The 26707-nt window shown below is 46.8% G+C and carries 26 protein-coding genes and 11 pseudogenes; 22 read left to right on the top strand and 15 right to left on the bottom strand.

From position 1 onward, the window contains the following. Nucleotides 1-431: 431 nt before the first annotated feature. Nucleotides 432-512, top strand: a complete 81-nt coding sequence (locus tag MN084_RS19645) for a hypothetical protein (RefSeq protein ID WP_445083959.1) — start codon at nt 432-434, stop codon at nt 510-512. Beyond that, complete coding sequence (locus tag MN084_RS19640; protein WP_445083958.1) at nt 513-761, top strand: transposase; 249 nt, start codon at nt 513-515, stop codon at nt 759-761. 289 nt (nt 762-1050) lie between these two features. Here MN084_RS19640 and MN084_RS09740 read toward each other — a convergent pair. Beyond that, nucleotides 1051-1557 (bottom strand): annotated as a pseudogene (locus MN084_RS09740) (IS256 family transposase); the annotation flags it as partial. Between the two features lie 57 nt (nt 1558-1614). After that, nucleotides 1615-2690, bottom strand: a pseudogene (locus tag MN084_RS09735) (IS256 family transposase); the annotation flags it as partial. Between MN084_RS09735 and MN084_RS09730 the strand changes: the two are divergent. From MN084_RS09730 to MN084_RS09710, 6 genes and pseudogenes are all read left to right on the top strand, one after another. Continuing rightward, a pseudogene (locus tag MN084_RS09730) lies at nt 2625-2822 on the top strand (4-oxalocrotonate decarboxylase); the annotation flags it as partial. The pseudogenes MN084_RS09735 and MN084_RS09730 overlap by 66 nt on opposite strands. Before the next feature lie 19 nt (nt 2823-2841). After that, complete coding sequence (locus MN084_RS09725) at nt 2842-3444, top strand: antibiotic biosynthesis monooxygenase (RefSeq protein ID WP_241086553.1); 603 nt, start codon at nt 2842-2844, stop codon at nt 3442-3444. 65 nt (nt 3445-3509) lie between these two features. Further along, entirely contained in the window at nt 3510-4346 is an 837-nt protein-coding gene (locus MN084_RS09720) for a DNA ligase (RefSeq protein ID WP_241086554.1), read from the top strand. Between the two features lie 35 nt (nt 4347-4381). Continuing rightward, complete coding sequence (locus MN084_RS09715) at nt 4382-4750, top strand: DUF3375 domain-containing protein (protein ID WP_241086555.1); 369 nt, start codon at nt 4382-4384, stop codon at nt 4748-4750. Between the two features lie 86 nt (nt 4751-4836). Beyond that, nucleotides 4837-4911: pseudogene (locus tag MN084_RS19635) on the top strand (hypothetical protein); the annotation flags it as partial. A 27-nt stretch (nt 4912-4938) separates the two neighbouring features. Next, nucleotides 4939-5271, top strand: coding sequence for a DUF3375 family protein (locus tag MN084_RS09710; RefSeq protein WP_241086556.1), 333 nt, complete (start codon nt 4939-4941; stop codon nt 5269-5271). On the opposite strand, the pseudogene MN084_RS09705 reads toward MN084_RS09710, so the two are convergent. After that, nucleotides 5272-5971, bottom strand: a pseudogene (locus MN084_RS09705) (IS1595 family transposase); the annotation flags it as partial. A gap of 1 nt (nt 5972) precedes the next feature. Between MN084_RS09705 and MN084_RS09700 the strand changes: the two are divergent. Both MN084_RS09700 and MN084_RS09695 read left to right on the top strand, forming a co-directional pair. After that, nucleotides 5973-6869 (top strand): annotated as a pseudogene (locus MN084_RS09700) (IS256 family transposase); the annotation flags it as partial. A gap of 40 nt (nt 6870-6909) precedes the next feature. Next, nucleotides 6910-7158 (top strand): annotated as a pseudogene (locus MN084_RS09695) (transposase); the annotation flags it as partial. Between the two features lie 206 nt (nt 7159-7364). On the opposite strand, the gene MN084_RS09690 reads toward MN084_RS09695, so the two are convergent. After that, complete coding sequence (locus MN084_RS09690) at nt 7365-7640, bottom strand: DUF4158 domain-containing protein (RefSeq protein ID WP_241086557.1); 276 nt, start codon at nt 7638-7640, stop codon at nt 7365-7367. Nucleotides 7641-7733: 93 nt separating this feature from the next. Beyond that, nucleotides 7734-10772 (bottom strand): Tn3 family transposase, encoded by a 3039-nt coding sequence (locus tag MN084_RS09685; RefSeq protein WP_241086558.1) that lies wholly within the window; start codon nt 10770-10772, stop codon nt 7734-7736. Nucleotides 10773-11051: 279 nt separating this feature from the next. Between MN084_RS09685 and MN084_RS09680 the strand changes: the two genes are divergently transcribed. Then, on the top strand, nt 11052-12335 hold the full coding sequence (locus tag MN084_RS09680; protein ID WP_241086559.1) for an HlyC/CorC family transporter: 1284 nt from the start codon (nt 11052-11054) through the stop codon (nt 12333-12335). A gap of 476 nt (nt 12336-12811) precedes the next feature. Continuing rightward, the gene (locus MN084_RS19630) at nt 12812-13078 is read left to right on the top strand and encodes a helix-turn-helix domain-containing protein (RefSeq protein ID WP_445083814.1); all 267 of its coding nucleotides are present in this window, start codon (nt 12812-12814) and stop codon (nt 13076-13078) included. Between the two features lie 69 nt (nt 13079-13147). Here MN084_RS19630 and MN084_RS09675 read toward each other — a convergent pair whose 3' ends face one another. Together MN084_RS09675 and MN084_RS09670 are read right to left on the bottom strand one after the other, a co-directional pair. Continuing rightward, nucleotides 13148-13876 carry a transposase gene (locus MN084_RS09675; RefSeq protein ID WP_330178001.1) on the bottom strand — a complete coding sequence of 243 codons (729 nt, stop codon included), beginning with the start codon at nt 13874-13876 and terminating at the stop codon, nt 13148-13150. Further along, nucleotides 13873-14638 (bottom strand): annotated as a pseudogene (locus tag MN084_RS09670) (type IV secretion system protein). Before MN084_RS09670 ends, MN084_RS09675 begins: the two are co-directional and overlap by 4 nt. 107 nt (nt 14639-14745) lie before the next feature. Here MN084_RS09670 and MN084_RS09665 point away from each other — a divergent pair. Further along, nucleotides 14746-17784, top strand: a pseudogene (locus MN084_RS09665) (Tn3 family transposase). Between the two features lie 22 nt (nt 17785-17806). Here the strand turns inward: MN084_RS09665 and MN084_RS09660 are convergent. The 5 genes from MN084_RS09660 to MN084_RS09645 form a co-directional block, all read right to left on the bottom strand. Beyond that, nucleotides 17807-18772: a DUF4158 domain-containing protein gene (locus MN084_RS09660; RefSeq protein WP_330178000.1), complete on the bottom strand. Its 966-nt coding sequence runs from the start codon at nt 18770-18772 to the stop codon at nt 17807-17809. A 105-nt stretch (nt 18773-18877) separates the two neighbouring features. Then, nucleotides 18878-19018 (bottom strand): type IV secretion system protein, encoded by a 141-nt coding sequence (locus MN084_RS19625; protein WP_445083957.1) that lies wholly within the window; start codon nt 19016-19018, stop codon nt 18878-18880. 107 nt (nt 19019-19125) lie between these two features. After that, a complete protein-coding gene (locus tag MN084_RS09655; protein WP_330178538.1) occupies nt 19126-19350 on the bottom strand; it encodes an EexN family lipoprotein in 225 nt (74 codons plus the stop codon). Next, entirely contained in the window at nt 19343-19939 is a 597-nt protein-coding gene (locus tag MN084_RS09650) for a type IV secretion system protein (protein ID WP_330177999.1), read from the bottom strand. The genes MN084_RS09655 and MN084_RS09650 overlap by 8 nt, the downstream gene beginning before the upstream one ends. Nucleotides 19940-19978: 39 nt before the next feature. After that, nucleotides 19979-20527 (bottom strand): TraG/VirB4 family ATPase, encoded by a 549-nt coding sequence (locus MN084_RS09645; protein ID WP_330178545.1) that lies wholly within the window; start codon nt 20525-20527, stop codon nt 19979-19981. On the opposite strand from MN084_RS09645, the gene MN084_RS09640 reads away from it, so the two are divergent. Further along, nucleotides 20492-20671 (top strand): hypothetical protein, encoded by a 180-nt coding sequence (locus MN084_RS09640; RefSeq protein ID WP_330177998.1) that lies wholly within the window; start codon nt 20492-20494, stop codon nt 20669-20671. The genes MN084_RS09645 and MN084_RS09640 overlap by 36 nt on opposite strands. A gap of 50 nt (nt 20672-20721) precedes the next feature. Here the strand turns inward: MN084_RS09640 and MN084_RS09635 are convergent, their stop codons facing one another. From MN084_RS09635 to MN084_RS09625, 3 genes and pseudogenes are all read right to left on the bottom strand, one after another. Further along, nucleotides 20722-21018 carry a TraG/VirB4 family ATPase gene (locus tag MN084_RS09635; protein ID WP_330178544.1) on the bottom strand — a complete coding sequence of 99 codons (297 nt, stop codon included), beginning with the start codon at nt 21016-21018 and terminating at the stop codon, nt 20722-20724. Between the two features lie 182 nt (nt 21019-21200). Further along, nucleotides 21201-21458, bottom strand: a pseudogene (locus MN084_RS09630) (transposase); the annotation flags it as partial. 120 nt (nt 21459-21578) lie between these two features. Continuing rightward, a protein-coding gene (locus MN084_RS09625; RefSeq protein ID WP_241085135.1) for an IS3 family transposase occupies nt 21579-22657 on the bottom strand; the annotation gives its coding sequence in 2 pieces (ribosomal slippage) (nt 21579-22405 and nt 22405-22657; 1080 coding nt in all). A 371-nt stretch (nt 22658-23028) separates the two neighbouring features. On the opposite strand from MN084_RS09625, the gene MN084_RS09620 reads away from it, so the two are divergent. The 8 genes and pseudogenes from MN084_RS09620 to MN084_RS09585 all read left to right on the top strand — a co-directional run. Further along, nucleotides 23029-24045, top strand: a complete 1017-nt coding sequence (locus MN084_RS09620; RefSeq protein WP_330177982.1) for a Fic family protein — start codon at nt 23029-23031, stop codon at nt 24043-24045. Between the two features lie 33 nt (nt 24046-24078). Then, nucleotides 24079-24477 carry a hypothetical protein gene (locus MN084_RS09615; RefSeq protein WP_330177981.1) on the top strand — a complete coding sequence of 133 codons (399 nt, stop codon included), beginning with the start codon at nt 24079-24081 and terminating at the stop codon, nt 24475-24477. Nucleotides 24478-24534: 57 nt separating this feature from the next. Continuing rightward, a complete protein-coding gene (locus tag MN084_RS09610) occupies nt 24535-24723 on the top strand; it encodes a Fic family protein (protein WP_330177980.1) in 189 nt (62 codons plus the stop codon). Then, nucleotides 24720-24869, top strand: coding sequence for a hypothetical protein (locus MN084_RS09605; RefSeq protein WP_330177979.1), 150 nt, complete (start codon nt 24720-24722; stop codon nt 24867-24869). The genes MN084_RS09610 and MN084_RS09605 overlap by 4 nt, the downstream gene beginning before the upstream one ends. Nucleotides 24870-24885: 16 nt before the next feature. Then, on the top strand, nt 24886-25152 hold the full coding sequence (locus MN084_RS09600; protein WP_330177997.1) for a hypothetical protein: 267 nt from the start codon (nt 24886-24888) through the stop codon (nt 25150-25152). 132 nt (nt 25153-25284) lie between these two features. After that, the gene (locus tag MN084_RS09595; protein ID WP_330177977.1) at nt 25285-25530 is read left to right on the top strand and encodes a hypothetical protein; all 246 of its coding nucleotides are present in this window, start codon (nt 25285-25287) and stop codon (nt 25528-25530) included. Between the two features lie 248 nt (nt 25531-25778). Continuing rightward, complete coding sequence (locus MN084_RS09590) at nt 25779-26132, top strand: hypothetical protein (protein ID WP_330177976.1); 354 nt, start codon at nt 25779-25781, stop codon at nt 26130-26132. Nucleotides 26133-26202: 70 nt separating this feature from the next. Beyond that, a pseudogene (locus MN084_RS09585) lies at nt 26203-26682 on the top strand (IS3 family transposase); the annotation flags it as partial. Between the last annotated feature and the right edge of the window lie 25 nt (nt 26683-26707).

The following is a 26707-nucleotide window of genomic DNA, read 5'->3' as shown; positions in this document are numbered from 1 at the left end:
TACGCACCTTGACCATCCAGGAAGTCTTTTTTTGCCTGCCTATTCACCGGAACTGAACCCTCTTCATAGCGGAGGAGCGATTCGTTCTGCGAACGATCTGAAAAAGAGAACACGATCCTGTATGCAAGCCTTGCAAAAGAGGTCTGAACGAGTAAAAAGTTACTTCAATGTGATTCACATAAAGTACGCTGCCTAGTAAGTGTATTTGGCCGCTAGCTTAATGGTAACCAATTCAACCAACCATTGGTAAAAGCCATGCAACCGAGTTTCTTTGATCATCAAGACCGACTTGAACTCCTTGAGCAACTGGGAGACCCGCTGCCAAAGCTGGAAAGAATCGTAGACTAGGAGGTTTTCGGGTATTGTTGGGCTTAGTTTATAAAAACAGTGATCCCAGTAAAGGTGGGTGTCCACCTTACGATGGGGTACTGATGTTCAAGGTGTTGGTCCTACAGCATTTGTACAATCTGTCCGATGATCAAAACAGAGCTCCAAATACGGGATCGTTATAGCTGAAGCATGGTAAAACCCACTATGGGTACAAAAGCCACATCAGCATAGACCGGAAGCACAAGGTCATTCGCAAGTACGCCATCACATCAGCAGAAGTTCGCGACAGCCAGGTCTTCGAGGAACGGCTGGATGAGAACAACAGTAATGGCAGTGTCTGGGCCGATTCTGCTTACCGCAGTGTAGAACGGGAAGCCGCTTTACCGCAGTCATATTCATCGCAAGTCGACACGCAAACGCCTCTTAAATGAACGGGAGCAAGAGGCAAGCCGAAAACGATCAAGAGTTCGGGCTCGAGTTGAGCGCGTGTTTGCCCAGCAGGCCAATCGACTGGTGCGTAGCATCGGGCAAGTCAGGGTCGGTGTGAAGATTGGTATGATGAATTTGGTGTACAACATGCGTCGGTTGGTGTGGCTGGCCGGATGAAGCGAGATATGGATATGGACGCTACCAGAAAAACGAGCGTGAAGATACCGGGCTCGCCTGATTTGCTAGAGAGCCTGTAAAGAGGGTGTAACGATTTCCGTGTAACTGCCCGGGTTAAATGTACTCCGCCAAGCGTTCTCCGAACCCAATCATAAATCTATTCAGTGCTGGTTTCCAATTGCGAATCGGTATGGTCTATTTTTTTGATGCTTGCTGCACCGCCAGATACACCACTTTCATTGCCGAGTCGTCGGTCGGAAATAGCTTCCGTTTTTTAATTGCCTTGCGAACCACGCTGTTCATTGACTCGATGGCATTGGTTGTATAGATTGCCATGCGGATGTCCTCAGGGTAGCCAAACAGGGTATTAAGATTGTGCCAGTGGCTACGCCACGAACGGCTGAGCTGGGGATATTTGTCGTCCCATCGGTTAGAGAAATTATCAAGTTCCAGTGGCGCTTCATCTTCGGTGACAGACTTATATATTTTCTTCAGGTCTGCCGTCACTGCCTTGTAGTCTTTCCAGGGCACATACTTCATCGAGTTGCGCACCATGTGAACAATACAGAGCTGGACCTGAGTCTCGGGAAACGCTGTATTGATTGCGTCTGGAAAGCCCTTAGGCCATCGACATAGAGCCTGTAAAGTTTTCTGTGTAACTGCCTGGGTTAAATGTATACCGCTAAGCGTTCTTCCGAACCCAATCATAAATCTATTCAGTGCTGGTTTCCAATGACGGATCGGCATTGTCTACTTTTTCGATGCGGCCTGGATTGCCAGATAGATTACCTTCTTTGCCGAGTCATCGGTTGGAAATAATTTCCGTTTTTTGATCACTTTGCGAATGACGCTGTTCAGCGGCTAATGGTGTTGTTCGTGCAGATCACTTTTCGTTTGTCCTCCGGGTAGCTGAACAGCGTGTTGATATTCTGCCGATGGGCAGGCCAGGAGCGGCTGATCCGGGGGTACTTATTGTCCCACCGGTCAGAGAATTTATCCAGCGCCAATAAGGCTTCTTCCTCGGTGATGGACTGGTAAATCTTTTTCAAATCAGCCGTGACAGGCTTGTAGTCTTTCCAGGGCACGTACTTCATCGAGTTCCGTACCATATGCACGATACAGAGCTGAATCTGGGTATCCGGAAAGGCCGTGTTGATGGCATCAGGAAAGCCTTTTAAGCCTTCGACACAGGCAATCAAAATATCCTTCACACCGCGGTTTTGAAGCTCTGTCAACACGTTCAGCCAGAATTTGGCCCCCTCATTCTCCGATAGCCACATCCCTAATAATTCCTTGTGGCCTTCCAGGTTAACGCCCAGAGCGAGGTAAATCGCTTTGTTGATCACTTTCTTGTCTTGCCTGATTTTAACGACAATGCAGTCCAGATAAACAATAGGATAAATCGCATCCAGGGGGCGAGATTGCCATTCAACAACCTGTTCGATAACTGCATCAGTGACTTTGGATATGAGTGTGGCAGAGACATCGGCCCCATACATCTCCTTGAATGTCGTGACGATTTCGCGGGTTGTCATACCTTGGGCATACAAGAAGAGGATCTTGTCATCCATTGAGGTAAATCGACGCTGGTGCTTCTTAACTAGCTGAGGTTCAAAGCTGCCCGCTCTATCTCGCGGGGTATCCAGTTCAAACTGGCCATCTTCCGTTTGCAAGGTCTTGCTGGTCGTGCCGTTGCGGCCGTGCTGGGTCATCCTGCCGCCAGTGTTGCATTGCTGGCCAACATGCTGGGAGAGCGGGGTGAAGAGATACCTGCCGGAACCTTGATTTTGACCGGTGGCATCACTGCCGCAGTGGCCGTAGAGAAAGGCGACAACGTCAATGCCCGCTTCCAGGGCCTGGGCAGTGTCGGGATGCGATTTGTCTGATTAGAGTAAGCTAGGGCGAATGATTGCAGAAGGGGAGGTGCCGGTAGGCTCTCCCTTCGCTGTATCTGATCGCTATGGGAGTCGATATGAATGCTTCAGATGGAACATAGGGTGTCCGGTGCTGGTTACCCGTCGTCCCAAAGCGGGCCGGAAAGAGAAATTTGAAGCCTACCTGAAAGGAATTACCCAATGTGCCATGAAGCATCAGGGGCATTTGGGTGTCAGTATATTCAAACCGGAAGAGGGAAAAGGGGGCGACTATCGCATCATTTTTAAATTTGATAGTGAGGAAAATCTGGCGCTGTGGGAGCAGTCGGATGAACGTCAGAAGTGGCATGGTGTTGCTGAAGAGGTCAGTGAAACAGGAACGGTGGAAATCTTCACTGGGCTGGAGTCATGGTTCGCCATTCCCAATCAAACCGGGCCTGTCCCACACCCACCAAAATATAAAATGGCCCTGGTCATCTGGATCGGTATTTTTTCTCTGGTTACCCTGTTAAGTCTGCTGCTTGATCCTTTTCTGCCTCGTATCTTTCTATTGACTGCGATTGTTGTCCTGTTGATGACCTATGTGGTGATGTCTTTCCTGACCAGTCTGCTCAAAAAATGGCTTTATCAATGATATTGAGTCGATCCTGGTAGTTAGTTAATATGTGAGTTCAATCGATCAACAGGGAGGTGTGATCAATGAATAGAACAGGGATCTGTTTGGCTGGTTTTTTTACCCTATTTGTCGCCTTGGCAACTCATGCGGCAGCGCCTGATCTTCTGCTACTGACAAAATATCAGCAGTCGATGAATACAAACGGCTGGTATATGAGGGAGAAGCTCGATGGTGTACGGGCCTATTGGAATGGCAGACAATTGCTATCCCGCCAGGGAAATGCGTTTGCCGCACACCTCTGGTTCACCGAAAAGCTCCCCTCATTTGAGCTGGATGGTGAATTGTGGATTTCCCGGAAACGCTTCGAAGAGATACACTCCATTACCTCACAAAGCCAACCGCATTCGGGTTGGAACGACATCACCTACAATATTTTTGAGGTCCCCAATGCGCAGGGTGGTCTGCCTACCCGTCTTGGTCAACTTCGCGACTACCTGAAAAGAGAACCGGTTGCGCATCTCCGGATTATCCCTCAAGTGATTTGTCGCGATAAGAACCATCTCATGGCACGACTGAAGGCAGTGGAAGCAGCGGATGGTGAGGGGTTGGTATTGAGAAATCCCAGTAGTCTTTATGAAACTGGACGCGGTTTCAATGCACTCAAGGTGAAACGTTTCGATGATATGGAGGGCAGGGTGATCGGATACCGGCCCGGCAAAGGAAAATATCAGGGGATGACCGGAGCCTTGTGGGTAGAGATTGAGGGTGGTAAGCGTTTCTATATTGGCTCTGGACTGACAGACCGGGAGCGAGCGGTACCACCTGCTGTCGGCAGAGTGATTACGTTCAAGTACCAGAGCTTCACCAATAATGGTATTCCCCGATTTGCATCGTTTCTGCGGGTTAGAGATGCGCATTAGGTTTTTCCATTTTCAGCGGTTAAAACCAACCCGGTATGAGCGTCTCTATCGAACAGAAATCACCGCAGTATGAGGATTGGCAATCCCTGGACTATGAGTATCTGCTGCGTCTGAAGCAGTCTTATCCAACGCTGAAACTTCTGGCGGCGGACAATGGCCCGTTGATTATCAGTTTTCTCTATTACAATTCATCAAGGTCAACCGGCGCTCCTTGGCGCAATCCGATCTGGTCTCCCGTCTGGATGACTATCTTTATCAGTTACGGCAGATACATGGCGAGGCGCTCTACTCGAAGAGCGCCCAGCGTTATCTGGATGATTGGAGTGCGAGAGCTCACTCTCCCTGCTCAAATATTACACGGCGCAGAGCGACGAGCCGGTGTTCGATTTGACACCTGCAACTGAAAAGGCGGTGGAGTGGCTGCAGGAGATCTTCCCAGGGAGCGAGCGGGACCCACAGGTGCGGGTGCGTATAGCAGAGTTGGGGGGAGATCGATCGGGAAATTACCGACATAAGAGCCGGACGCCTCGAAACGCTGAATGCCATCCAGGTTCGTGAACGCTTTTACCAGGCCGAAGATACCGCGCACAAGTTGCTCGCTGATGTTCGCCAGGTGGAGCTGGAGACTTTGGTGGCGGCGGTCGGCGGTTTGTTGAATGACGCGCAGGAGCAGCCCGATTCGATGGATGAATCGATAAAGGTCTACCAGACCAACAACCATCTGGTGGAACAGCTGCGTAAGTATCTGGATGGTCAGGCGTGGCTGGAGAACAAGCGGATTATGGAGCTTATTCATGGTATCAAGAAACAGGCGATAACGCTTAAGGACGAGATGCCGGACAGCCCGGTGATCGAGCCGCTGGGTCTGAGCGATGGCGAGGCCAATGTGGAGGTGAGCGCACTGTTTCGTCAAACATATACCTGATTACCCATAAACCTCAGCCATCCTCAGGAGGGGATAAGGCATCGGTGGTGTACGTAACGCGGCGCAGAGTAATCGTTCAATCATAGCCGGAAGATTAAACCGGCGATTAAAGCGATATTCAAACTCGGCGAGATAACGAGGTACGTGTTTTTTTACGAATAGCATGAAAGGTTCCCTGCAAAGCATTCTTGATATTACCAAGCATGGTATTCAGTCATTTAAAGGTGGAGAGCTGGGTATACTTTCGCCCACCACCAGTGACGATAGGCATACGATCACATCCAGCATCTGTAACTGCTCTGAAGCAGTAGAGCCCATCAGAAAGAACTGTGCTGCCAGCACACAGACTGGATCTGGCATATCGAGCGATCTCCGCACTCTGAAAACCGCGGAGCCAACGCAGTTGGATCTTCATTGGCCTGCCGTCCTGCGTCGTCTCAACAGCTGCCACGAAAGGGATTTTATTACAAGACCCTCGCCCACGCTTTCCCAGTTTCTCACCACCAATACAGGCATCATCCATCTCGATGCGACCAGCCAGTTTTTTTTGACTCTGACGTTCCATCATCACCTGCATCAGTTTGTGCTTGAGCTTCCAGGCTGTATTGTAGTTCACACCAATTTCACGGGACAGTTGCAAGGCAGAAGTACTCTTTTTACGCTGAGTCAACAAATAGATGGCCAGAAACCACTTCTTTAACAAGGGCATTTCCAGTGGAGAGATGGGTGAAGCCCTGAAAGTGCTGGTGGGTCCGGATGCAACAGGCTTGTCGGCCGGCAGGGTATCGCGTCTGAAGCAGGTCTGGACAGAAGAATATCGGAGCTGGTGCGAGGAGCTCCTGGATAAGGGCCATTGGGTGTATGTGTGGGCAGACGGTGTCTACAGCGGACAGAGAGCAGAGCAGACGAAGCTGTGTGCCCTGGTGGTGATCGGCGTGAATGAGCGTGGTGAGAAGCATTTTCTGGCAATTGAGGATGGTGTACGGGAGTCCACACAGAGCTGGCGGGAGGTACTGTTGAAACTGAAGTCACGCGGACTAAACCCGCCCAAATTGGCAATCGGAGACGGTGCTATGGGCTTCTGGGCTGCACTGGAGGAAGTGTATCCAGAGACGCGTCAGCAGCGCTGCTGGATGCACAAGACCATGAACGTGCTGAACTGCCTGCCAAGGTCAGCTCAGCCGAAAGCGAAGCAGGCACTGCATAACATCTGGCAGTCGGAGACCCAGGCCGATGCGGAAAAGGCCTTTGATCTGTTTATCAAAACGTATGAGCCAAAGTATCCGAAGGCTGCCATCTGTCTGCACAAAGACCGAGAGGAACTGATGGCTTTCTATCAATTTCCTGCGCAGCACTAGCAGAGCATTCGGACCAGCAATCCTATTGAATCCACCTTCGGGACAATCCGCCATCGAACCAAGCGTTCCAAGGGCTGCCTATCGCGTGACGGCATGCTACACATGATGTTCAAACTCGGCCTGTGTCCCGAGAAGACGTGGAGACGATTACGGGGTTTCGATTATCTGGCGAAGGTGATAACCGGAATCAAATTTAAAGAGGGTCTTGAGGTAGCAGGAGTCGATCAGGTCGCCGCTTGATTCAACTGGCTAAACACCAGATTTGACTATAACTCTAACTCTGAACATGGAGGGCCACAAGGAATTGTTGGGGCTCTGGCTGTCAGAGAATGAGGGTGCCAAGTTCTGGCTCAATGTATTCACAGAGCTCAAGAATCGCGGCGTGAAGGATATACTGATAGCCTGTGTTGATGGCCTAAAGGGCTTTCCAGACGCAATCAATACAGCGTTTCCCGAGACTCAGGTCCAGCTCTGTATTGTTCACATGGTGCGCAACTCGATGAAGTATGTGCCCTGGAAAGACTACAGGCAGTGACGGCAGACCTGACCTTTCCCCCAAAAATAGAGCCATGACAAGGATGAGATTTCCAATTAGTCTGTAGCATTTTGAGGGGGAAAGTGACGATAAGAAGTTGGAAATTATTAAGCAAGTTTCGCCAGTGGCTTGGCATAACATCAATTTGAACGGAACTTACAGCTTTAGCTTTGAACAAAACCTACTAGATTTGGATGAAATTATGCAATCAATCGTGCAAAATGAAAATTAAGCCACCTCTGTAGGCCTTGTGGGGTATGGGCTGTAGAGATAAGTGTCACTTTAGGACGGAATGTCCCCAGAACCCCAATAGCATAGCATTTATGATTGCGATCCCTGATGGATTTAATAACGTCCTGCTCCAGATCATTCAGAGTAAAACTGATACGTTTTTCTTCCAGTGACAGGCTGGGAACGCCATATAAATCGTTAATTTCTGCTTCGTGGAGTACGGTCAGGCGTTCTTTATAAGGCATAGGCTTCTCGTAAAAGCCGGAATATTACTATAATTGGGGTCCTAGGGATTTTCCCTCGTAAACGGACATAAACGGCTAGATCCCATGCCCTGCTTACGTTTCCGGATGTGGGTACTTTTCCTGAACAGGCTTATAACCGTCGATTGAGCTCATTAATTCGTCCAGATCCGGCAATTTCCCACTCATTTGGAAGTTGTAGGTGCCTTTCAGGTTGATGTTGTACCAGGCAACTGGGGAGGCTTGTTTGACGATCTGGATTTTTTCATCATCCTTCTGATATTCAAAGCTAGTCAGCAACTGACTGAGTATGGCCGAGTTAAAGTAGATTATAGCGTTGGTAACCAGGCGAGCACATTCGTTCCACAGTTGGATCTCCTCATCCGAGCTGCCGCGGAACTGATCACCATTGACGTTGCTGATTGCACGACGCAGTTGGTGGTAAGCCTCGCCTCGATTGAGTGCTCGCTGAACGTAGTCGCGCAGACTGACGTCATCGATGTAGTTGAGTAAATAATTCGCTTTCACCATACGATTGTATTCCGTTAGTGCCCCGAGTAACGGGTGGCTGCTTTTGTAACCTGAGAGCTTTCTAACCAATGTCGCTTGCGTTGTTTTGCGTTCATAAAGTGAGATCATGATCCGTTGTATAGTATCCCAGTGAGCCGCGATGAGCTTGGTGTTGATGGGCTTTTTCAGACTCAATTGGATTTTCTTATCCTTGTCTTCTTTGACATCGAACATCTCATTGATGACACGACCCACCTGAGCATAGCGTGGAGCAAAGCTGTACCCAAAGAGATCTAGCAATGCGAAGTTGATGTGATTGACTCCGTGCGTATCGGTAGACAGTACGTCTGGCACGATCTCGGAACTATTGTTCATCAGTAGATCGAAGATGTAGTGGGACTCGTGCTCGTTAGCACCGATCACACGAGCATTGATGGCCGCATGATTGGCGATCAAGCTCATGGCCGACACGCCTTTTTGCGTGCCAAAGTATTTTGACGAGTAACGTGTTTTAAATGTCTCACGCCGGGATTCGAACTTCTGACCATCAGCACTGGCGTGGATAACATCTTCTTGGATATTGTAGTGCTTGAAGATCGGAAGCTTAGCCGTTGCGTTGTTGATGCGATCGTTGGCTGCGTTCAGTGTTTCTAACCTCAGATAGTTCGCCTGAATGGTGCTGAGCTGATCGTAAGTGCGATCGGATATTTGAGCGATACCATAAATGCCTTGGTTGGTCGCGTTGCCCACCAAGATAGCCAACAGGTCATACTCGTGTGCTCGGCTCTTCGACTGTGCACCCAGTACATGCTTAAAGTCATCAAGGAAGCCTGTGTCGCGATCGACCATTCGCAACACATCGGCAACGCCAGTCGTGGGTAGTTGCTGGAAGAACGGATTATTGACCAAGTACTTTTTGTTGGCCGTGGGTAAGCGCCAATGGCGCTTTCCTTTGGGGTTTCTCAGGATAATATTTCGGTTGTCATCGTGTTCTAGATAGTGACTCACTTCTTGTAATCTAACACCCAGGTTTTTGGCCATTTGGTCAATGAGTTTGTTGGGATTGGCGGCTAATTTAGGCAACTGGGTGCGCTCTAATAGCGCGTCTTTTTCTTCTGTCCATCGCTCACGATTGACTAGATCAGCCTCCAAAGCCCTGTATTTAAACACATTTGGCAGTGTGAGCTGGCCATTCAACCGATTGGGGATTTGCAAGTAAAGGAACCATTCGTACCGACCTTTATTCATCACGCCGCTCGAGTCTTGCATGAACGACAATTGCTTCTTGGTAGGCAAGCGGCTATCCATTGCGCCGATTGAGATTTCACCATCGGCGATAAGATCACGCTGCGCACGATGCAGTGTAGCTGCCAGGCGCTGTGTTTTTTCACCGCCTTCAAAGTGCAAGCACAGGAATAGATCACGAAGTAAGCCTTCTCGTAAGCTCACCCGGTGATCGAAGTACTGCCACGTGGCCTCTTCAACCGATCGCTTTTGATCATTCAAAAACAGGCAAACGGATTCCAGATCTTTCGCCGCTAGAAGTTTAAAAGCATGCTGCCGTAACGCCCCAAACGGTTGTTGTTGATCTACTCTGTCGTCGATAAAAAGACGCAACACTTGCGCCGCTTTACTGACGTTACTCGCAGCTCGTTGCCAGTCTTGATAAACAGATTCTCTCGCGTATATTTTGGCTTTCTGTTTTCTTTGAAAAAGATGATGAACAAAGCCATCGGCTATTCGTTCCAGTGCCTGTTGCCAACGCGATTGCAAATAGCACAACAAGTAGAGGCGTTGATAACCAACAGGTTGGCGTTTTAGTTTGGCACCATAGTAAGTCACTCTTTCAGCAAAGTACTGCTGATTCTTCAACGATATTGATAGCTGACTTAAAACCTCATCGACTTCTAGCATCCAAGATTGAATGTGCTGATGTACGGCGAGTTCTTTTTGCAACTCACTCCTTGTAATGTTCTTAGCCGCCATTCTTAACCGCCGTAGAGTCAGTGGGTCATTGCCTTCGACAAAGTCAGACAACATAGAAGTCAAGTCAACAGAGATGAGGTCTTCGAGTTGGCGAATGAGTTGATCGTTGGTAGCACTGACGACATCACTGATCAAGTCTTGCAAAACTGAGTACCCAGGAATGCTAATTTTTTGTGCCGCTAAGTATTCAATAGCCCTGTCAAACAACGCTCGCGGTTGAGCCCATGCTTGTGCGTGTTCGCGAAGGTCTATTGTCAGCGCGGCGCTGTGCCGTTCGTTCTCCCAGCGTTGATGGTTTGTTAATTCGTATATGCGATGATAGATACGCACACGAGTTTTTTGAGTTAGATTGAAGGGACTCAGACCGGAACCGGGAAACACTTCTGAGCAGACATATTTAATATCATGCTTGATCTGGTGGTAGCCGGGACTCAAAGAAATGGGCTTCACTTTAAAGTAGCCGAGCAACACAACGAACATGCAGCGTTGATCACGCCTGCGAATCTTCTGGCACTGGGCCAATTCGATATCATTGAGTGTGAAGAAGAATCGTTGATCGTTTTGATTGAGTGCTGGCGGGCCGAACAAGTCAACAATTTCCGCTTCGGTGAGGATCTTGAGTCGTTTCTCTGTGGTCATAATCGTTACCTAAAGGCCACGATTCTAGCCAAATTACCCTAAAATGTTCGGAAATCGAAAAGTACCCCTCTCGGGAAACGTAGGCGGGGAAAGGGATCTAGCCGTTTATGTCCGTTTACGAGGGAAAATCCCTAGGACCCCATATAGCATGAGCGGTCAAGCATTCTGCAAAGCGGCGATTATTCAAACTGAGCCATTACCAGAATTTCCACACTCTTGACATAGCCTCATGATCAACATAGAAAGATACTCCATATTGATTAAAATAAGGTCTTTCACTTGAATGATATTTCAACCAGTGCGCTTTTTGCCATACTCGCACTTCTGATCATGCTTTCTGCCTTCTTCTCGGGTTCTGAAACCGCCCTAATGACACTTAACCGTTATCGGTTGAAGCACCTCACTAAAATCGGCCACGCTGGGGCAATCAAGGCAGCAAAGTTACTTCAGCGCCCTGATCGACTGATCGGCCTGATACTGCTCGGCAATAACTTTGTCAATATATTGGCCTCGTCGATCGCCACAATCATCGCCCTGCGTCTGGGGGGCGAGGCTGCTATCGCCATGGCAGCCGGCCTGCTGACGCTGGTTATTCTGATTTTTGCCGAAGTTGCACCGAAAACCCTTGCGGCACTACATCCCGAGCGCCTAGCGTTTCCCGCATCCTTTGTCTACAGCCCTCTGCTCCGACTGCTCTATCCATTGGTCTGGTTGGTTAACGGCATTGCCAATGCACTGTTGAAACAGCTCGGGGTATCTCCTGACGATAATAATAATCAATACCTCAGTCAGGAGGAGTTGCGTACCGTTGTGATGGAAGCGGGGGCACTGATACCCAAACGGCATCAGCGAATGTTGTTGAGTATTCTCGATCTGGAGAAGACCGAGGTGGAAGACATCATGATTCCCCGCAACGAAGTGGACGGAATCGATCTTGAAGAACCGATTGATGAGATCATCAAACAGCTGCAAGGCAGCCCCTACACGCGGCTACCGGTATTTAACGGTGGCATCGATAACCTAGTAGGCATCATAAATCTCCGGAAAGCTATGTATGCACTGACTCAGGGCAGCCTGACCACTGATATCATTCGGGAAATCACTGACCTCCCCTACTTCATCCCTGAAGGGACACCACTCAATAGACAGCTGCTTAATTTTCAGCGGGAGACACAACGGCTTGGTCTGATTGTCGATGAATATGGTGACCTGCTTGGGCTGGTGACCTTGGCCGATCTGTTGGAGGAGATCGTGGGAGAGTTCACCACCGATCCGGCAGACAGCGTTCAGGATGTCCAGCCACAGCAAGATGGCAGTTTCCTGGTTGCAGGCAGCGCCAATGTAAAAGAGCTGGTACGCACTTTCCATTGGCAACTTCCCACAGATGGCCCACGAACGATCAATGGCCTGATAATCGAATACATGGAGACCATCCCGGAGCCTGGCACCAGCCTATTGTTGAAAGGCTATCCGGTGGAGATACTCCAGACCCAGGATAATGCAGTAAAACTGATCAGTATCCAGCCAGGAATGCGTCGTTCCGGTGCTGACACCACACTTTAGATAACCTGGAACTGTCATTTTTCGCCTGTAAGATACTTCTCCACCCAACAGCATCATTTTTCACACTATCCTCAGTTCAAATCGGCTGGACTCTCGCAAGAGAGGAAAAGATTAGCCAAACAGGCGAAATAAAAGCAGGTTTTTATAAAGAAATCGAGCACTCTTCTACTATGGACGGGTTATGGGTTGAAAGACGACTGAATCCTGGATAATCGGGCCGATATACCTGCCTAGGACAGCCGACTGGGGAAGTTATGACCGTAGGAAACAAGAGAAGAACGCCGCTGTAGATTCAATGGGTTAATGCAACACATTATACTCAATGATCAATTTATGGAGATTATGTGATGGCAAGACTTGGCAGACCTGGACTCACAGATGATCAAAAATAAGAACTATGGTCACGTTGGCGGAAGGGAGAATCACTTAGTGATATAGGCCGTGCCCTCGAAAAACAGCCTGCATCAATTTTTGGTGTGCCAAGACTGTTTGGAGGATATTGCCCTTCAGTTCGCAAACGATCTCAAAATGCTCTCAGCCTGGAAGAACATGAAGAAATATCCAGAGGGCTTTCCGTAGGCTTGTCTTTGCGTCAGATAGCAAGAGACCTTGATCGCTCACCCTCAACCATAAGCAGGGAAATTCAGCACAATGGGGGAATGAACCGCTATCGTGCAAATATTGCTGATAGTAAAGCTTGGGATCGTGCTCGTAGGCTAAAGCAGTGTAGACTTTCCCAGTGAGATAATCTTCGTAAAATCGTAGCCGATAAGCTTTCAAAAGAGTGGTCTCATGAGCAGATATCTGGCTGGCTAAAGCGAAATTATCCAGAGATAGAATTTCTGTTGTTCTGCGGTCATCTTACGCTGTATTTCACGCAGTAATCGGCCGCTGATGGTCTTTAATCGCTTTACAGCCTTACGTGCCTTTTTACGATTCCTCGGATGTGTGGCAAATCGGGTGGGGAGCTTGAGAATTTTTACTTCCTTCTCATGGTTTCGACTGAGCACGATACCTTCTGCTCGGGCCATCTTGAGTAACTGCCCGTGTATCTTTCGGTACTGCTTTGCATCAGTTGGAAAGGTAATGTTTTTCTCTTGTACGGTAGTGTCGATACACATTTCATCTTCGATCGCCTTTTCTTGATGTAAGGCGATAGAGGCAGCCAGGACCTTTTCAAAACCTTCATTGCCAATACGCTTTCTCAAGTAAGTCAGGTCGGAGGGGTCACAAGGAAGTTGCCATTGGAATTCGATCTCACCCGTAAAACTCGGGTAGTAGGGATTTTGTATCCAGCGTTGAATCGGAACCTCGTCACTGAGGTCTTCCAGATGCTTGAGTATCGAGAGGCCCACCATTAGGCGGATGGGTTTCGAGGGCTTTCCAAGATGAGAATAAAGCGGGGCAAATTCAGCATCAAAATATGACCAGTCTATCTGTCTGGCCAATAGCAAAAGTGGATGCTTGGGGTTTAGTTGATCCAGTAAGTTCTGGTGCAGGAAACTTTGCTGGTTGGGATTGGCTGTCTTGGCTTTGCTCAATTATCCACCTCTGTTTCGTCCAGTTTTTCTCTGCTTTTACCCCTTTCTCGGACGTTTATTTTATCAAATTTATTGGTTGGTCTTAGATGACGTTTAGCAGCACCCATTTTATGCATTGCACCGAAAAAGGTTCCTTGAGTAGCCAAGGCAACGCCACCACCAAGCGCTGATGCCATTGATGGAATTTGCCGTAATATCAGTCCATTAATTATTACCATGATCACTATTGCGATCATATCTCCAGTGGAGATACCTACTGTTGAATGAACACCGTTAATTAATTGAGAGAATAGATTCATAACAATTTGAACGGCGGCAACGGACAGGATGAGGAGTAGTCCGAAATTGATTACCATCGCTAACCATGACTCGAAAAAACGCTGTGTTGCCTGAAACAAGCTCATTACGATAAATATAGGCCCTACTGCCAGTAATAATGCCATTGCGACTTTCGACATTATAATTAGAAATGCGGCGTATGCAGTGAGTATCGCTGTGACTAACCATACGATGACAGCGACGAGATACATCCCAAAATCGCCACTTAACAAGCCCCCCCTCTTTCCATGCTCTATCGCCAATTTCAGAACCCTTTCTCATAAGTTGATCTAGTATTGATGAGCTGGGATGTACGCCGGTTACAATGCCTGCAATCTGTTCTGGGCTTTCGTACAGAAAATTCACTATCAAACTGTTGTAGGTGCCTATGTTCAGCGCAAGAGCTAATAGGGGTCCTAGGGATTTTCCCTCGTAAACGGACATAAACGGCTAGATCCCTTTCCCCGCCTACGTTTCCCGAGAGGGGTACTTTTCGATTTCCGAACATTTTAGGGTAATTTGGCTAGAATCGTGGCCTTTAGGTAACGATTATGACCACAGAGAAACGACTCAAGATCCTCACCGAAGCGGAAATTGTTGACTTGTTCGGCCCGCCAGCACTCAATCAAAACGATCAACGATTCTTCTTCACACTCAATGATATCGAATTGGCCCAGTGCCAGAAGATTCGCAGGCGTGATCAACGCTGCATGTTCGTTGTGTTGCTCGGCTACTTTAAAGTGAAGCCCATTTCTTTGAGTCCCGGCTACCACCAGATCAAGCATGATATTAAATATGTCTGCTCAGAAGTGTTTCCCGGTTCCGGTCTGAGTCCCTTCAATCTAACTCAAAAAACTCGTGTGCGTATCTATCATCGCATATACGAATTAACAAACCATCAACGCTGGGAGAACGAACGGCACAGCGCCGCGCTGACAATAGACCTTCGCGAACACGCACAAGCATGGGCTCAACCGCGAGCGTTGTTTGACAGGGCTATTGAATACTTAGCGGCACAAAAAATTAGCATTCCTGGGTACTCAGTTTTGCAAGACTTGATCAGTGATGTCGTCAGTGCTACCAACGATCAACTCATTCGCCAACTCGAAGACCTCATCTCTGTTGACTTGACTTCTATGTTGTCTGACTTTGTCGAAGGCAATGACCCACTGACTCTACGGCGGTTAAGAATGGCGGCTAAGAACATTACAAGGAGTGAGTTGCAAAAAGAACTCGCCGTACATCAGCACATTCAATCTTGGATGCTAGAAGTCGATGAGGTTTTAAGTCAGCTATCAATATCGTTGAAGAATCAGCAGTACTTTGCTGAAAGAGTGACTTACTATGGTGCCAAACTAAAACGCCAACCTGTTGGTTATCAACGCCTCTACTTGTTGTGCTATTTGCAATCGCGTTGGCAACAGGCACTGGAACGAATAGCCGATGGCTTTGTTCATCATCTTTTTCAAAGAAAACAGAAAGCCAAAATATACGCGAGAGAATCTGTTTATCAAGACTGGCAACGAGCTGCGAGTAACGTCAGTAAAGCGGCGCAAGTGTTGCGTCTTTTTATCGACGACAGAGTAGATCAACAACAACCGTTTGGGGCGTTACGGCAGCATGCTTTTAAACTTCTAGCGGCGAAAGATCTGGAATCCGTTTGCCTGTTTTTGAATGATCAAAAGCGATCGGTTGAAGAGGCCACGTGGCAGTACTTCGATCACCGGGTGAGCTTACGAGAAGGCTTACTTCGTGATCTATTCCTGTGCTTGCACTTTGAAGGCGGTGAAAAAACACAGCGCCTGGCAGCTACACTGCATCGTGCGCAGCGTGATCTTATCGCCGATGGTGAAATCTCAATCGGCGCAATGGATAGCCGCTTGCCTACCAAGAAGCAATTGTCGTTCATGCAAGACTCGAGCGGCGTGATGAATAAAGGTCGGTACGAATGGTTCCTTTACTTGCAAATCCCCAATCGGTTGAATGGCCAGCTCACACTGCCAAATGTGTTTAAATACAGGGCTTTGGAGGCTGATCTAGTCAATCGTGAGCGATGGACAGAAGAAAAAGACGCGCTATTAGAGCGCACCCAGTTGCCTAAATTAGCCGCCAATCCCAACAAACTCATTGACCAAATGGCCAAAAACCTGGGTGTTAGATTACAAGAAGTGAGTCACTATCTAGAACACGATGACAACCGAAATATTATCCTGAGAAACCCCAAAGGAAAGCGCCATTGGCGCTTACCCACGGCCAACAAAAAGTACTTGGTCAATAATCCGTTCTTCCAGCAACTACCCACGACTGGCGTTGCCGATGTGTGCGAATGGTCGATCGCGACACAGGCTTCCTTGATGACTTTAAGCATGTACTGGGTGCACAGTCGAAGAGCCGAGCACACGAGTATGACCTGTTGGCTATCTTGGTGGGCAACGCGACCAACCAAGGCATTTATGGTATCGCTCAAATATCCGATCGCACTTACGATCAGCTCAGCACCATTCAGGCGAACTATCTGAGGTTAGAAACACTGAACGCAGCCAACGATCGCATCAACAACGCAACGGCTAAGCTTCCGATCTTCAAGCACTACAATATCCAAGAAGATGTTATCCACGCCAGTGCTGATGGTCAGAAGTTCGAATCCCGGCGTGAGACATTTAAAACACGTTACTCGTCAAAATACTTTGGCACGCAAAAAGGCGTGTCGGCCATGAGCTTGATCGCCAATCATGCGGCCATCAATGCTCGTGTGATCGGTGCTAACGAGCACGAGTCCCACTACATCTTCGATCTACTGATGAACAATAGTTCCGAGATCGTGCCAGACGTACTGTCTACCGATACGCACGGAGTCAATCACATCAACTTCGCATTGCTAGATCTCTTTGGGTACAGCTTTGCTCCACGCTATGCTCAGGTGGGTCGTGTCATCAATGAGATGTTCGATGTCAAAGAAGACAAGGATAAGAAAATCCAATTGAGTCTGAAAAAGCCCATCAACACCAAGCTCATCGCGGCTCACTGGGATACTATACAACGGATCATGATCTCACTTTATGAACGCAAAACAACGCAAGCGACATTGGTTAGAAAGCTCTCAGGTTACAAAAGCAGCCACCCGTTACTCGGGGCACTAACGGAATACAATCGTATGGTGAAAGCGAATTATTTACTCAACTACATCGATGACGTCAGTCTGCGCGACTACGTTCAGCGAGCACTCAATCGAGGCGAGGCTTACCACCAACTGCGTCGTGCAATCAGCAACGTCAATGGTGATCAGTTCCGCGGCAGCTCGGATGAGGAGATCCAACTGTGGAACGAATGTGCTCGCCTGGTTACCAACGCTATAATCTACTTTAACTCGGCCATACTCAGTCAGTTGCTGACTAGCTTTGAATATCAGAAGGATGATGAAAAAATCCAGATCGTCAAATCAAGCCTCCCCAGTTGCCTGGTACAACATCAACCTGAAAGGCACCTACAACTTCCAAATGAGTGGGAAATTGCCGGATCTGGACGAATTAATGAGCCCAATCGACGGTTATAAGCCTGTTCAGGAAAAGTACCCACATCCGGAAACGTAAGCAGGGCATGGGATCTAGCCGTTTATGTCCGTTTACGAGGGAAAATCCCTAGGACCCCTTTCTGTTTTCTTTGAAAAAGATGATGAACAAAGCCATCGGCTATTCGTTCCAGTGCCTGTTGCCAACGCGATTGCAAATAGCACAACAAGTAGAGGCGTTGATAACCAACAGGTTGGCGTTTTAGTTTGGCACCATAGTAAGTCACTCTTTCAGCAAAGTACTGCTGATTCTTCAACGATATTGATAGCTGACTTAAAACCTCATCGACTTCTAGCATCCAAGATTGAATGTGCTGATGTACGGCGAGTTCTTTTTGCAACTCACTCCTTGTAATGTTCTTAGCCGCCATTCTTAACCGCCGTAGAGTCAGTGGGTCATTGCCTTCGACAAAGTCAGACAACATAGAAGTCAAGTCAACAGAGATGAGGTCTTCGAGTTGGCGAATGAGTTGATCGTTGGTAGCACTGACGACATCACTGATCAAGTCTTGCAAAACTGAGTACCCAGGAATGCTAATTTTTTGTGCCGCTAAGTATTCAATAGCCCTGTCAAACAACGCTCGCGGTTGAGCCCATGCTTGTGCGTGTTCGCGAAGGTCTATTGTCAGCGCGGCGCTGTGCCGTTCGTTCTCCCAGCGTTGATGGTTTGTTAATTCGTATATGCGATGATAGATACGCACACGAGTTTTTTGAGTTAGATTGAAGGGACTCAGACCGGAACCGGGAAACACTTCTGAGCAGACATATTTAATATCATGCTTGATCTGGTGGTAGCCGGGACTCAAAGAAATGGGCTTCACTTTAAAGTAGCCGAGCAACACAACGAACATGCAGCGTTGATCACGCCTGCGAATCTTCTGGCACTGGGCCAATTCGATATCATTGAGTGTGAAGAAGAATCGTTGATCGTTTTGATTGAGTGCTGGCGGGCCGAACAAGTCAACAATTTCCGCTTCGGTGAGGATCTTGAGTCGTTTCTCTGTGGTCATAATCGTTACCTAAAGGCCACGATTCTAGCCAAATTACCCTAAAATGTTCGGAAATCGAAAAGTACCCCTCTCGGGAAACGTAGGCGGGGAAAGGGATCTAGCCGTTTATGTCCGTTTACGAGGGAAAATCCCTAGGACCCCTAATATAATCGTGATCCGTAAAATTCTCTTAAAACCCTCGTTGATTGGTTCTTCAATTCTCCCCTGCAGGTGTGCAAAGCCCCACAGTGCTACATAAATAATCACCAAATTGGTAAAAATAGGTGTTAGCCAGATGATGACCTCTGCTGAGGCAGTCGATACATACGTGCTTAGCGCAGTATCAACCTGTGTTTGGAGGTCTTGAAATAGTTTCACTGTAGTTTGGTGTTTCCCTTACCAAGTAAATAAGTGGATGGCCTAGAGAAATTCTGACGCGCCGCAATTGCAGCATTTACGCAGTTTGGTGTTTTCCTTAGTTCACCAGGATTATTGCTGCACTCAGCTAGCTTCTCTTCTCTTTCTGCTTTATTTGCCTTATACCAATCTACTGTTTTTGTTTTCTCTTCTTTGTCGTAGCCGCAACCGCTCCTAGTAATGTGGACGACCTAGCGAAATACAGGCGCCGCTGTATGTTTTCTCGCCGCTGCATTTCTTTCCGCGCCTCGAGCTTCCGCCTTGAGCGCAGCGAGTTTTATCCGCTCGTTCTCCAGCAATCCTTGCTTGTAGATCCATGATGTCTTTCTGATCTTCTGCTCCATCAATGGCTCTGACTAGTCCGTTGATAGTGCTAAACCGCCCTTTGGACTGAGTGAGTGCGGTTTGTGATCTTTCCAAATAGATCGCTGCATTTTTGTTGTCTGCGTTGTAAATTTTTGCTGTCTTGCCATCTAAACCCCAGTGACTGGCAGTGTTAATGCCATAGGATTTCAATGTATTTTCCGGGTTCGTCGAAAGTGCCGTATCGTAGGAGATGGGCGCAAAACTGCCATATCCTCTGGCTCCATTGATAGAATCCAGGAGCTGCTGGGCCTTCTCCAGTTGCGCCTGGAGTTTGCTGATCTGTTCGACCATGTGGGTGACTTGGGTAATCGATTGAGTCAGGTTCGCGATATCAACCACAGGAATACCGCTAGCCTGGGCGGTACTGGTTACCATGGCGAATGCTGCTACGATGTTCTTTTTCATTTCTTCTCAAGCCTTTCTTTGCCGGTGAAATTCGGGAATCTAGTTGCTTGGCTCTTCGCCTACCTCTTTGATGATTCGTTCGGCTAGATTTACCGTGTCAGTAGTGCCAGACAAGATTGCCAGTTCGTCGTTGAATCCCTGTAGGTTCAGTTCGGCAATAACGCTGTTGTGCCCCTGTTTCACCAGAAAACGATGGGGACCCTCAGGCATTTCTTCTCGGATGATCTGGTATTCCCGGTGCGATAATTTGAAACCTTCTACATAGTCGGCTTCGGATGCCTTTGGATTTGGCAATAGAATCATCGTTGCACACTGCTCAATAATGGAGTGGGCAATTGGTGAATTCAGTACATCTCTAGGGCTTTGTGTACCTAGGACCAGGAACCCATTCTGTTTACGGATAGTCTTTAGCTTGTTGTTGGCGAAGTCCTCAAAATACTCATCGAGCAATAACTTCCAGAATTCGTCCACAAAGGCCATGAAACGACGACCGTCAATCAACTCTTCCATTCGATGGAAGAGATACATCATAATCGGTGTCCGGATCTCTGCATGGTCGAGGAATTCAGTGACATCAAAACCGAACAGCCTTTTACTGCCAAATTCCAGATTATCCTCAGGGTTATCGAATACCCAGGCCAGCGAGCCTGCCTAACCAATGTCGGTTATTTCACACCAGCGACGAAGCCGGGATCCAGCCCCTTCCGGATCGGTTTTGTCGAGATAGGCTAATACCGATGACAGACGACGGTTTTCTGATTTTAGTTCAGTCATAACCCCATTCACGGCACTTGTGATCTCGCTCCTCTTGTACTTTTAATTGGTGGGCACCAATCCGTGACCAGTTTTTTAACCAGTGTTTCGAGGAAATGGATATTGCGCGGTGTAGATGCTATTTTGAATGGATTGAAGCCGGTTTTTTCTCCCTTTTTCAATGGAAGATAGGTACCACCCATTGCTCGGACGAAGAGTTCCAGACCACGATCCTTATCAAAGATGACACAGGTTGGTTCATACTTCTGTGCTTGGGCGAGCATGAAAGCCTGAACGACAGTTTTACCTGAGCCAGAAGGCCCAATAATTACGGTATTGCCAAGTGCTTTCTGTTGCTCCTGACGCTTATTTTATATAAATCATTACGTTATCAATATTTCAGGGTCGACTAAATACATCCACCCTTCGCCTGTTCTTAAGTAGGTAATATCACCGGCCCAAACATCATTGGCGGCGACCGGATTAAAGTTCTGATTCAAGCTGAAGCCTTTTTTAATATGTCCTTTTCAATACGTAGGTGCTTATTCTCTCTGCGTAATCGGTGAAGCTCCGTCCGCTCATCGGCTGATAACGCACCGTCTTGTTTTGAGGCTTCAATCTTTGTTTTGCAATCATAGAGTTGATTTGCTCGAATACCCAGTGATTTAGCCGCCTCAGCGACCGAATAACCTTGATCTGTCACCAATCCAACTGCTTCTTCTTTAAAGGCTTGAGGGTAACTCTTGTAAACTCGTTTTTGATTCATATCCGCTACGATAATCAACGGTATTGTCTTTTATTCAAGTGTCCAAATCAATTAAACCAGAACAGTATGGACTGACCTTCCCCCCATCTTAATACCAAGACTTGGATGAGATAATTCATTCTAAGCGGCCCTATTCACAAAGGCCACAGGTGACAAATAATTTAATGCGCTATGAGGCCGCACGTGATTGTAGTGCTCTCGCCATTGATCAATTTCATGTCTAGCGTCATCAATGGACCTGAACCAATGCTGATTTAAGCATTCATTTCTGAATTTACCGTTTAAGCTTTCTACAAACGCATTCTGAGTAGGCTTACCTGGCTGAATAAAACCTAGCTTAACGCCACTTTCTTTTTGCCAGTAGAACATCGCCTTGCTAGTAAACTCAGTACCGTTGTCGCAGATTATTTGATCCGGAGCGCTCCTTAGCTCAATCACCTGAGTTAAAAAACGAGCGACCTGGTGACCATTGATCGAGAAGTCAGAGAGCTGGCCAATAACTTCTCTTGAGTAATCATCAATCACATTAAATACTCGAAAGCGGCGACCATTAGCCAACTGATCACTGACAAAATCCATTGACCAGCGTATATTTTTACCAATGGGCATAATCGTTGGCATTCTTGGTCGTATTATCTTCTTGCGTTTTTTAGTCCTCACTTGAAGACCTTCTTCGTTATAGACTCGGTAGGTCCGCTTCTTGTTTTTCACAAGCCCCTCTCCTCTCAGGAGGCCATGTAAAAACAAATAACCATAACTCGGATGCTTTTTTGCCAGCTCAAGTAACCGTTTGCGTAGAGGCTCATCTTTTCCCCATTGAGTAACGTACCGAAAAGCGGTTCTACTTAAGCCTACTAATAGGCAAGCTCTACGCTCACTTAATTTGAACCGCGACTTAAGGTAGCTCACGATTTGTTTTCTATCAGCAGGCTTTACCACTTTTTTGAGAGCACATCCTTCATCGCCTCAGCTTCAAGCATTTTCTCGGCAAGTAACTTCTTAAGCTTGTTATTTTCGCTTTCAAGCTCTTTGAGCCGTTTGGCTTCTGAGACATCCATCCCGGCGTATTTGCTTCGCCAGTTATAAAAGCACCCGGTTGAAATGCCGAACTGACGACAAATGTCATCAACTTTTACCCCTGACTCATGCTGCTTGATGGCACCAATAATTTGCTCTTCTCTGTAACGCTTCTTCTTCATCTTGAGATCTCCTAATACACAGACTAATTGGAAATCTCATCCTTGTCATGGCTCTATTTCTGGGGGAAAGGTCAGTGAAAATTTACGAAATCTGTAGAATGCAAAGGTGTTCGTCACGAACAGGTCTGGCAGGTTGGTACAGGGGCGCGCGCAAGATTGCAAGTTCGTAACGAACAGCGTAAGCTGTCCGGGTCTTCACACAGTGAAAATCAGGCAGAAGACTGGCATGAACTTGCATCTTGCCAAAGGCCAGCCCTTGGAACCCGTGAGGGATATTTTAATAAAAATTCCCCCTTCAATCCCCCTAAAGGTTTGACATTGGCAGATTTTGAATAAAAATAGGGTTTATATCAACTTTCAAGTAGCTGCTAATGGTCAACCAGAAAGATAACACCGATCCTTTAATTCCTGTTGCTCCAGCGGAGCAACAGGAGCTTTCTGGTATCAAAGAAACTTTTAAATCATTACTTCATACGATCATGGAAAAAAACAATCAACTCAACGCCAAATTTGATTTGGCTACAGTGTGGCCAGAAACGGATGACTTGCCAACACTCTATAGTCAATTGACCGATTTAAAACACTGCCTTGACAGCTTTCGCCCCATTGCACCTGAAACGATCATGGACATGCAGGAGGCATGGGATATTCGGTACACCTATGAATCCAATCGTATCGAGGGTAATTCCCTTACATTGGATGAGACCCTACATGTCATCGAAAAGGGTTTAACCATCGGCGGAAAACTCTTGAATGACCATTTAGAGGCTATCAATCATCAGGATGCCATTCATTACATCCGTGACTTTGTTGAAGGGGGTGATGGTAGAGATAGCCAATTCACTGAGCGTATATTGCTCAATATTCATAACCTGATTCTAAAAGGTATTCGAGATCGTGATGCTGGAAGCTACCGTAGGCAGCCTGTTTTTATCTTGCAGTCAGACAGGAAAAAACATGAGTTTCCCGATGCTTACTTATTGAACAAGTTGGTGGAAGATTATTTTATTTTCTATAACGAAAATAAAGATACCATGCATCCGGTTGAAATGGCAGCACACCTACACCAACGACTGGTAAATATTCATCCATTTATTGATGGTAATGGCCGTACCTCACGTTTAGTGATGAACTTGTACTTATTACAACAAGGTTATCCCATCATGATTATTGATTCAGAGATGGATAAAAGGCAGGAGTATTACCGCATTCTAGGGGAATATCGCGGTGTTGCTGACGGTGATAGCAAACCCTTTGAACTATTCATTACTCAGAAAGTTAAAGATGCCTTGTTTGAATATCTGCAATTCATGTCAGCCGACCAGAACGAAGAAGCAAAAGATAAAGGTTACTATTTTTTCAAAAAGATTGAATCCTATCTATCGTGACAAAAGCCTAATTAAATAAATGATTACAAAACCATGAACACACCAAAAGATAAAGAAGCAGATATTGCCAGTCAGGAAAACGCAGACAAAGCGCCTGCTGGTTTGTATGCTGTTCCCGATACACCAGAACTGAACAGCCTGTTAGTGCTGGAAGATACGTTGCATGAACGTCTTCAAGCAGCTAAAGAAGTCAATCCTGATTTATGGCCAACGATTGTATCTAAACTCAGGGTCGATTGGACATATAACTCCAACACCATTGAAGGTTGTACACTCAGCCGTGGTGAAACTCACTTTTTCTTGACGGAAGGTTTAACCGTTGAAGGTAAACCATTAAAAGATTTTACCGATGCGCAGAACCACGCCGAAGCCATGAGCCCGCAATGGCAACGTGTCAAAAAGAAAGCCCATCCGGACGAATACAAAAAATAACCTAATCATGTAGTTTAGGCGGATGGTTCCATCCATTGGTATGTTGAGCCGTTACAGGTGCCGGATCAAATGGAAGCGTTAGTGAATTGGCTCACTGAAAATATTGACCAACACCATCCAATTATTATTGCAGCCCTTATCCATTACAACCTTGTCAGAATACATGCCTTTGATGATGGTAATGGGAGTGGTTCTCGTATCTTAATGAACCTCATTTTAATGAAACAAGATTTTTCCCAGCAGTGATCCGCACGGAGAAAAAGCGTTTGTATTTGGATGCACTAAAGCAAGCAGATAGTGGTGACATTAATCCCTTTATGCAGTTTATCGCCAGTGAATTAATCCAGACCCAAGAAAAAGTCATTGCCGACTTACAATCCAAACCTCAGTAGACCCTAATGACCCGCTATGAACGAAAAAAGGAGAGAATACCAACAGCAATACAGGGAGCAGTATAAATCCCAAGCCAAGCGCGTCAATCTGACATTCAATCAAGATGAATACCGCGCTTTTTCTCGTGTCTCAAAAGCCGAAAATGTAAAAGTCACCTCGTATATCAAACAACTCGCTCTGGCAGGACTGGAAGAACAAGTCCGCATCCCTGAAGAGATTAAAACCGAGCTCAAAACCCTTCTATTTGCTATTCACAATATTGCCAACAACGTAATCAAATAGCTTACTACTCTAATACCGTGCGTAACATGACCATGAGTGACGAAAACAATTTACTGCAATATCTCAAGCAATTGGATGATGTGATTCAGAGCTATACCGAGGGGCGTATTTTAGAAGGGGGACAACGAGACGATGATCATTAAATCCATGTCTCGTAAGAAGCCTTCCTTCGGCCAGTTAATCGAGTACATGTCAGATATTGATAAGTCTGACGAGCAGTACAATGTTTACCAGAATACCTACAGCCGTAAACAGGATGATATTGAGCAGGAATTTTTAAGCAATGCTGCCTATGTCGCTAGGCGCAAAAATGGCAACTATCTTTATCATGGAATTCTCTCCATCACCAAAGCCGAAAAGCTGGATGATAAAAAATAAAAGGAAATATTGCGCGATATTGCCTACCAATATGCCCAACGTTGAGCAACGCACAATCTCGTGTTTGGCACCCTACACGATGACCATGATGATCATCTTCGCTACCATTTATTAATCAGTTCCGATGTGAGTGTGGAGTCAAAAAAGATCCGTCTTGCCAAATCACAGTTTGACAAAATTAAGAAAGAACTCGAATATCGGGTATTAAAAAATTATTCTGAGCTGGAACAAACTGTTGTTATCAACAAATGAAGCCGGTGAAAAGCTATCGAATAAAGGTGCAGAACAAAAACGCCGTACTGGAAAAACACCAGAGCGTGACTTACTCAAAGCTAAACTACAGGGAATTTTTAGTTCAGTGTGATACCAAGGAGGCTTTTTTTACTGCCTTAAAAGAGGTGGGGTTAGAGTTTTATGTGCGTGGAAAAACCATGGGCGTAAAAGACCTGGCTACCGACCGTAATCATCGTTTAAAAACATTGGGCTTACTGGAAAACTTTCAAGCCTTTAAAGAAGAAGCGATTGGATTGGTGACAGATCAAGGTTATTCGGTCGCTGAGGCGGCTAAATACACTGGGTATTCGAGCAAATCAACTCTATGATTGTAAAACAAAGATTGAAGCCTCAAAACAAGACGGTGCGTTATCAGCCGATGAGCGGACGGAGCTTCACCGATTACGCAGAGAGAATAAGCACCTACGTATCGAAAATGAAATAAAGCATCAGTTTATTCAGTGTCACTCAGCCCAGTTGCCGGTTAACCACTTATGCCAAATGGTTGGATTGAGTCGATCAAGCTACTACGCGTGGGTTAAGCGGCCTGCCCTGTTAATCAGCGCTGAAGAGTTACAGCTTTATCGCCGAGCTAAAGCCTTGTTTGCAGCAAGCCGCCAAAGTCTGGGCTCCAGAGAGCTAATGAAAAAACTGCGCGAAGAAGGCTTCTCTATTGGCCGCTATCGAACGAAAACTGTGATGCGTAAGCTAGGGCTGCGCGTCACACAGCGTACCGCCTATAGAGTCACGACAAACCGTCAGCATAGCGATGCAGTAGCGGATAACTTATTGAATCAGAACTTTAATCCGGTCGCCGCCAATGATGTTTTGGCCGGTGATATTACCTACTTAAGAACAGGCGAAGGGTGGATGTATTTAGTCGATCCTGAAATATTCATTCCAG

Source organism: Candidatus Vondammii sp. HM_W22 (genome assembly GCF_022530855.2).
Taxonomy (GTDB): Bacteria; Pseudomonadota; Gammaproteobacteria; order Chromatiales; family Chromatiaceae; genus Vondammii.
This window is presented reverse-complemented; position numbering and strand designations above follow the sequence as displayed.

Excerpts from the sequence above, each read along its gene's own strand:
- MN084_RS19645 (WP_445083959.1), top strand. The coding sequence starts at position 432 with ATGTTCAAGGTGTTGGTCCTACAGCATTTGTACAATCTGTCCGATGAT.
- MN084_RS09725 (WP_241086553.1), top strand. The coding sequence starts at position 2,842 with ATGATTGCAGAAGGGGAGGTGCCGGTAGGCTCTCCCTTCGCTGTATCT.
- MN084_RS09720 (WP_241086554.1), top strand. The coding sequence starts at position 3,510 with ATGAATAGAACAGGGATCTGTTTGGCTGGTTTTTTTACCCTATTTGTC.
- MN084_RS09715 (WP_241086555.1), top strand. The coding sequence starts at position 4,382 with ATGAGCGTCTCTATCGAACAGAAATCACCGCAGTATGAGGATTGGCAA.
- MN084_RS09690 (WP_241086557.1), bottom strand. The coding sequence starts at position 7,640 with ATGCCTTATAAAGAACGCCTGACCGTACTCCACGAAGCAGAAATTAAC.
- MN084_RS09685 (WP_241086558.1), bottom strand. The coding sequence starts at position 10,772 with ATGACCACAGAGAAACGACTCAAGATCCTCACCGAAGCGGAAATTGTT.
- MN084_RS09660 (WP_330178000.1), bottom strand. The coding sequence starts at position 18,772 with ATGACCACAGAGAAACGACTCAAGATCCTCACCGAAGCGGAAATTGTT.
- MN084_RS09650 (WP_330177999.1), bottom strand. The coding sequence starts at position 19,939 with ATGAAAAAGAACATCGTAGCAGCATTCGCCATGGTAACCAGTACCGCC.
- MN084_RS09640 (WP_330177998.1), top strand. The coding sequence starts at position 20,492 with ATGGTCGAGGAATTCAGTGACATCAAAACCGAACAGCCTTTTACTGCC.
- MN084_RS09620 (WP_330177982.1), top strand. The coding sequence starts at position 23,029 with ATGGTCAACCAGAAAGATAACACCGATCCTTTAATTCCTGTTGCTCCA.
- MN084_RS09615 (WP_330177981.1), top strand. The coding sequence starts at position 24,079 with ATGAACACACCAAAAGATAAAGAAGCAGATATTGCCAGTCAGGAAAAC.
- MN084_RS09600 (WP_330177997.1), top strand. The coding sequence starts at position 24,886 with ATGAACGAAAAAAGGAGAGAATACCAACAGCAATACAGGGAGCAGTAT.
- MN084_RS09595 (WP_330177977.1), top strand. The coding sequence starts at position 25,285 with ATGATCATTAAATCCATGTCTCGTAAGAAGCCTTCCTTCGGCCAGTTA.
- MN084_RS09590 (WP_330177976.1), top strand. The coding sequence starts at position 25,779 with ATGAAGCCGGTGAAAAGCTATCGAATAAAGGTGCAGAACAAAAACGCC.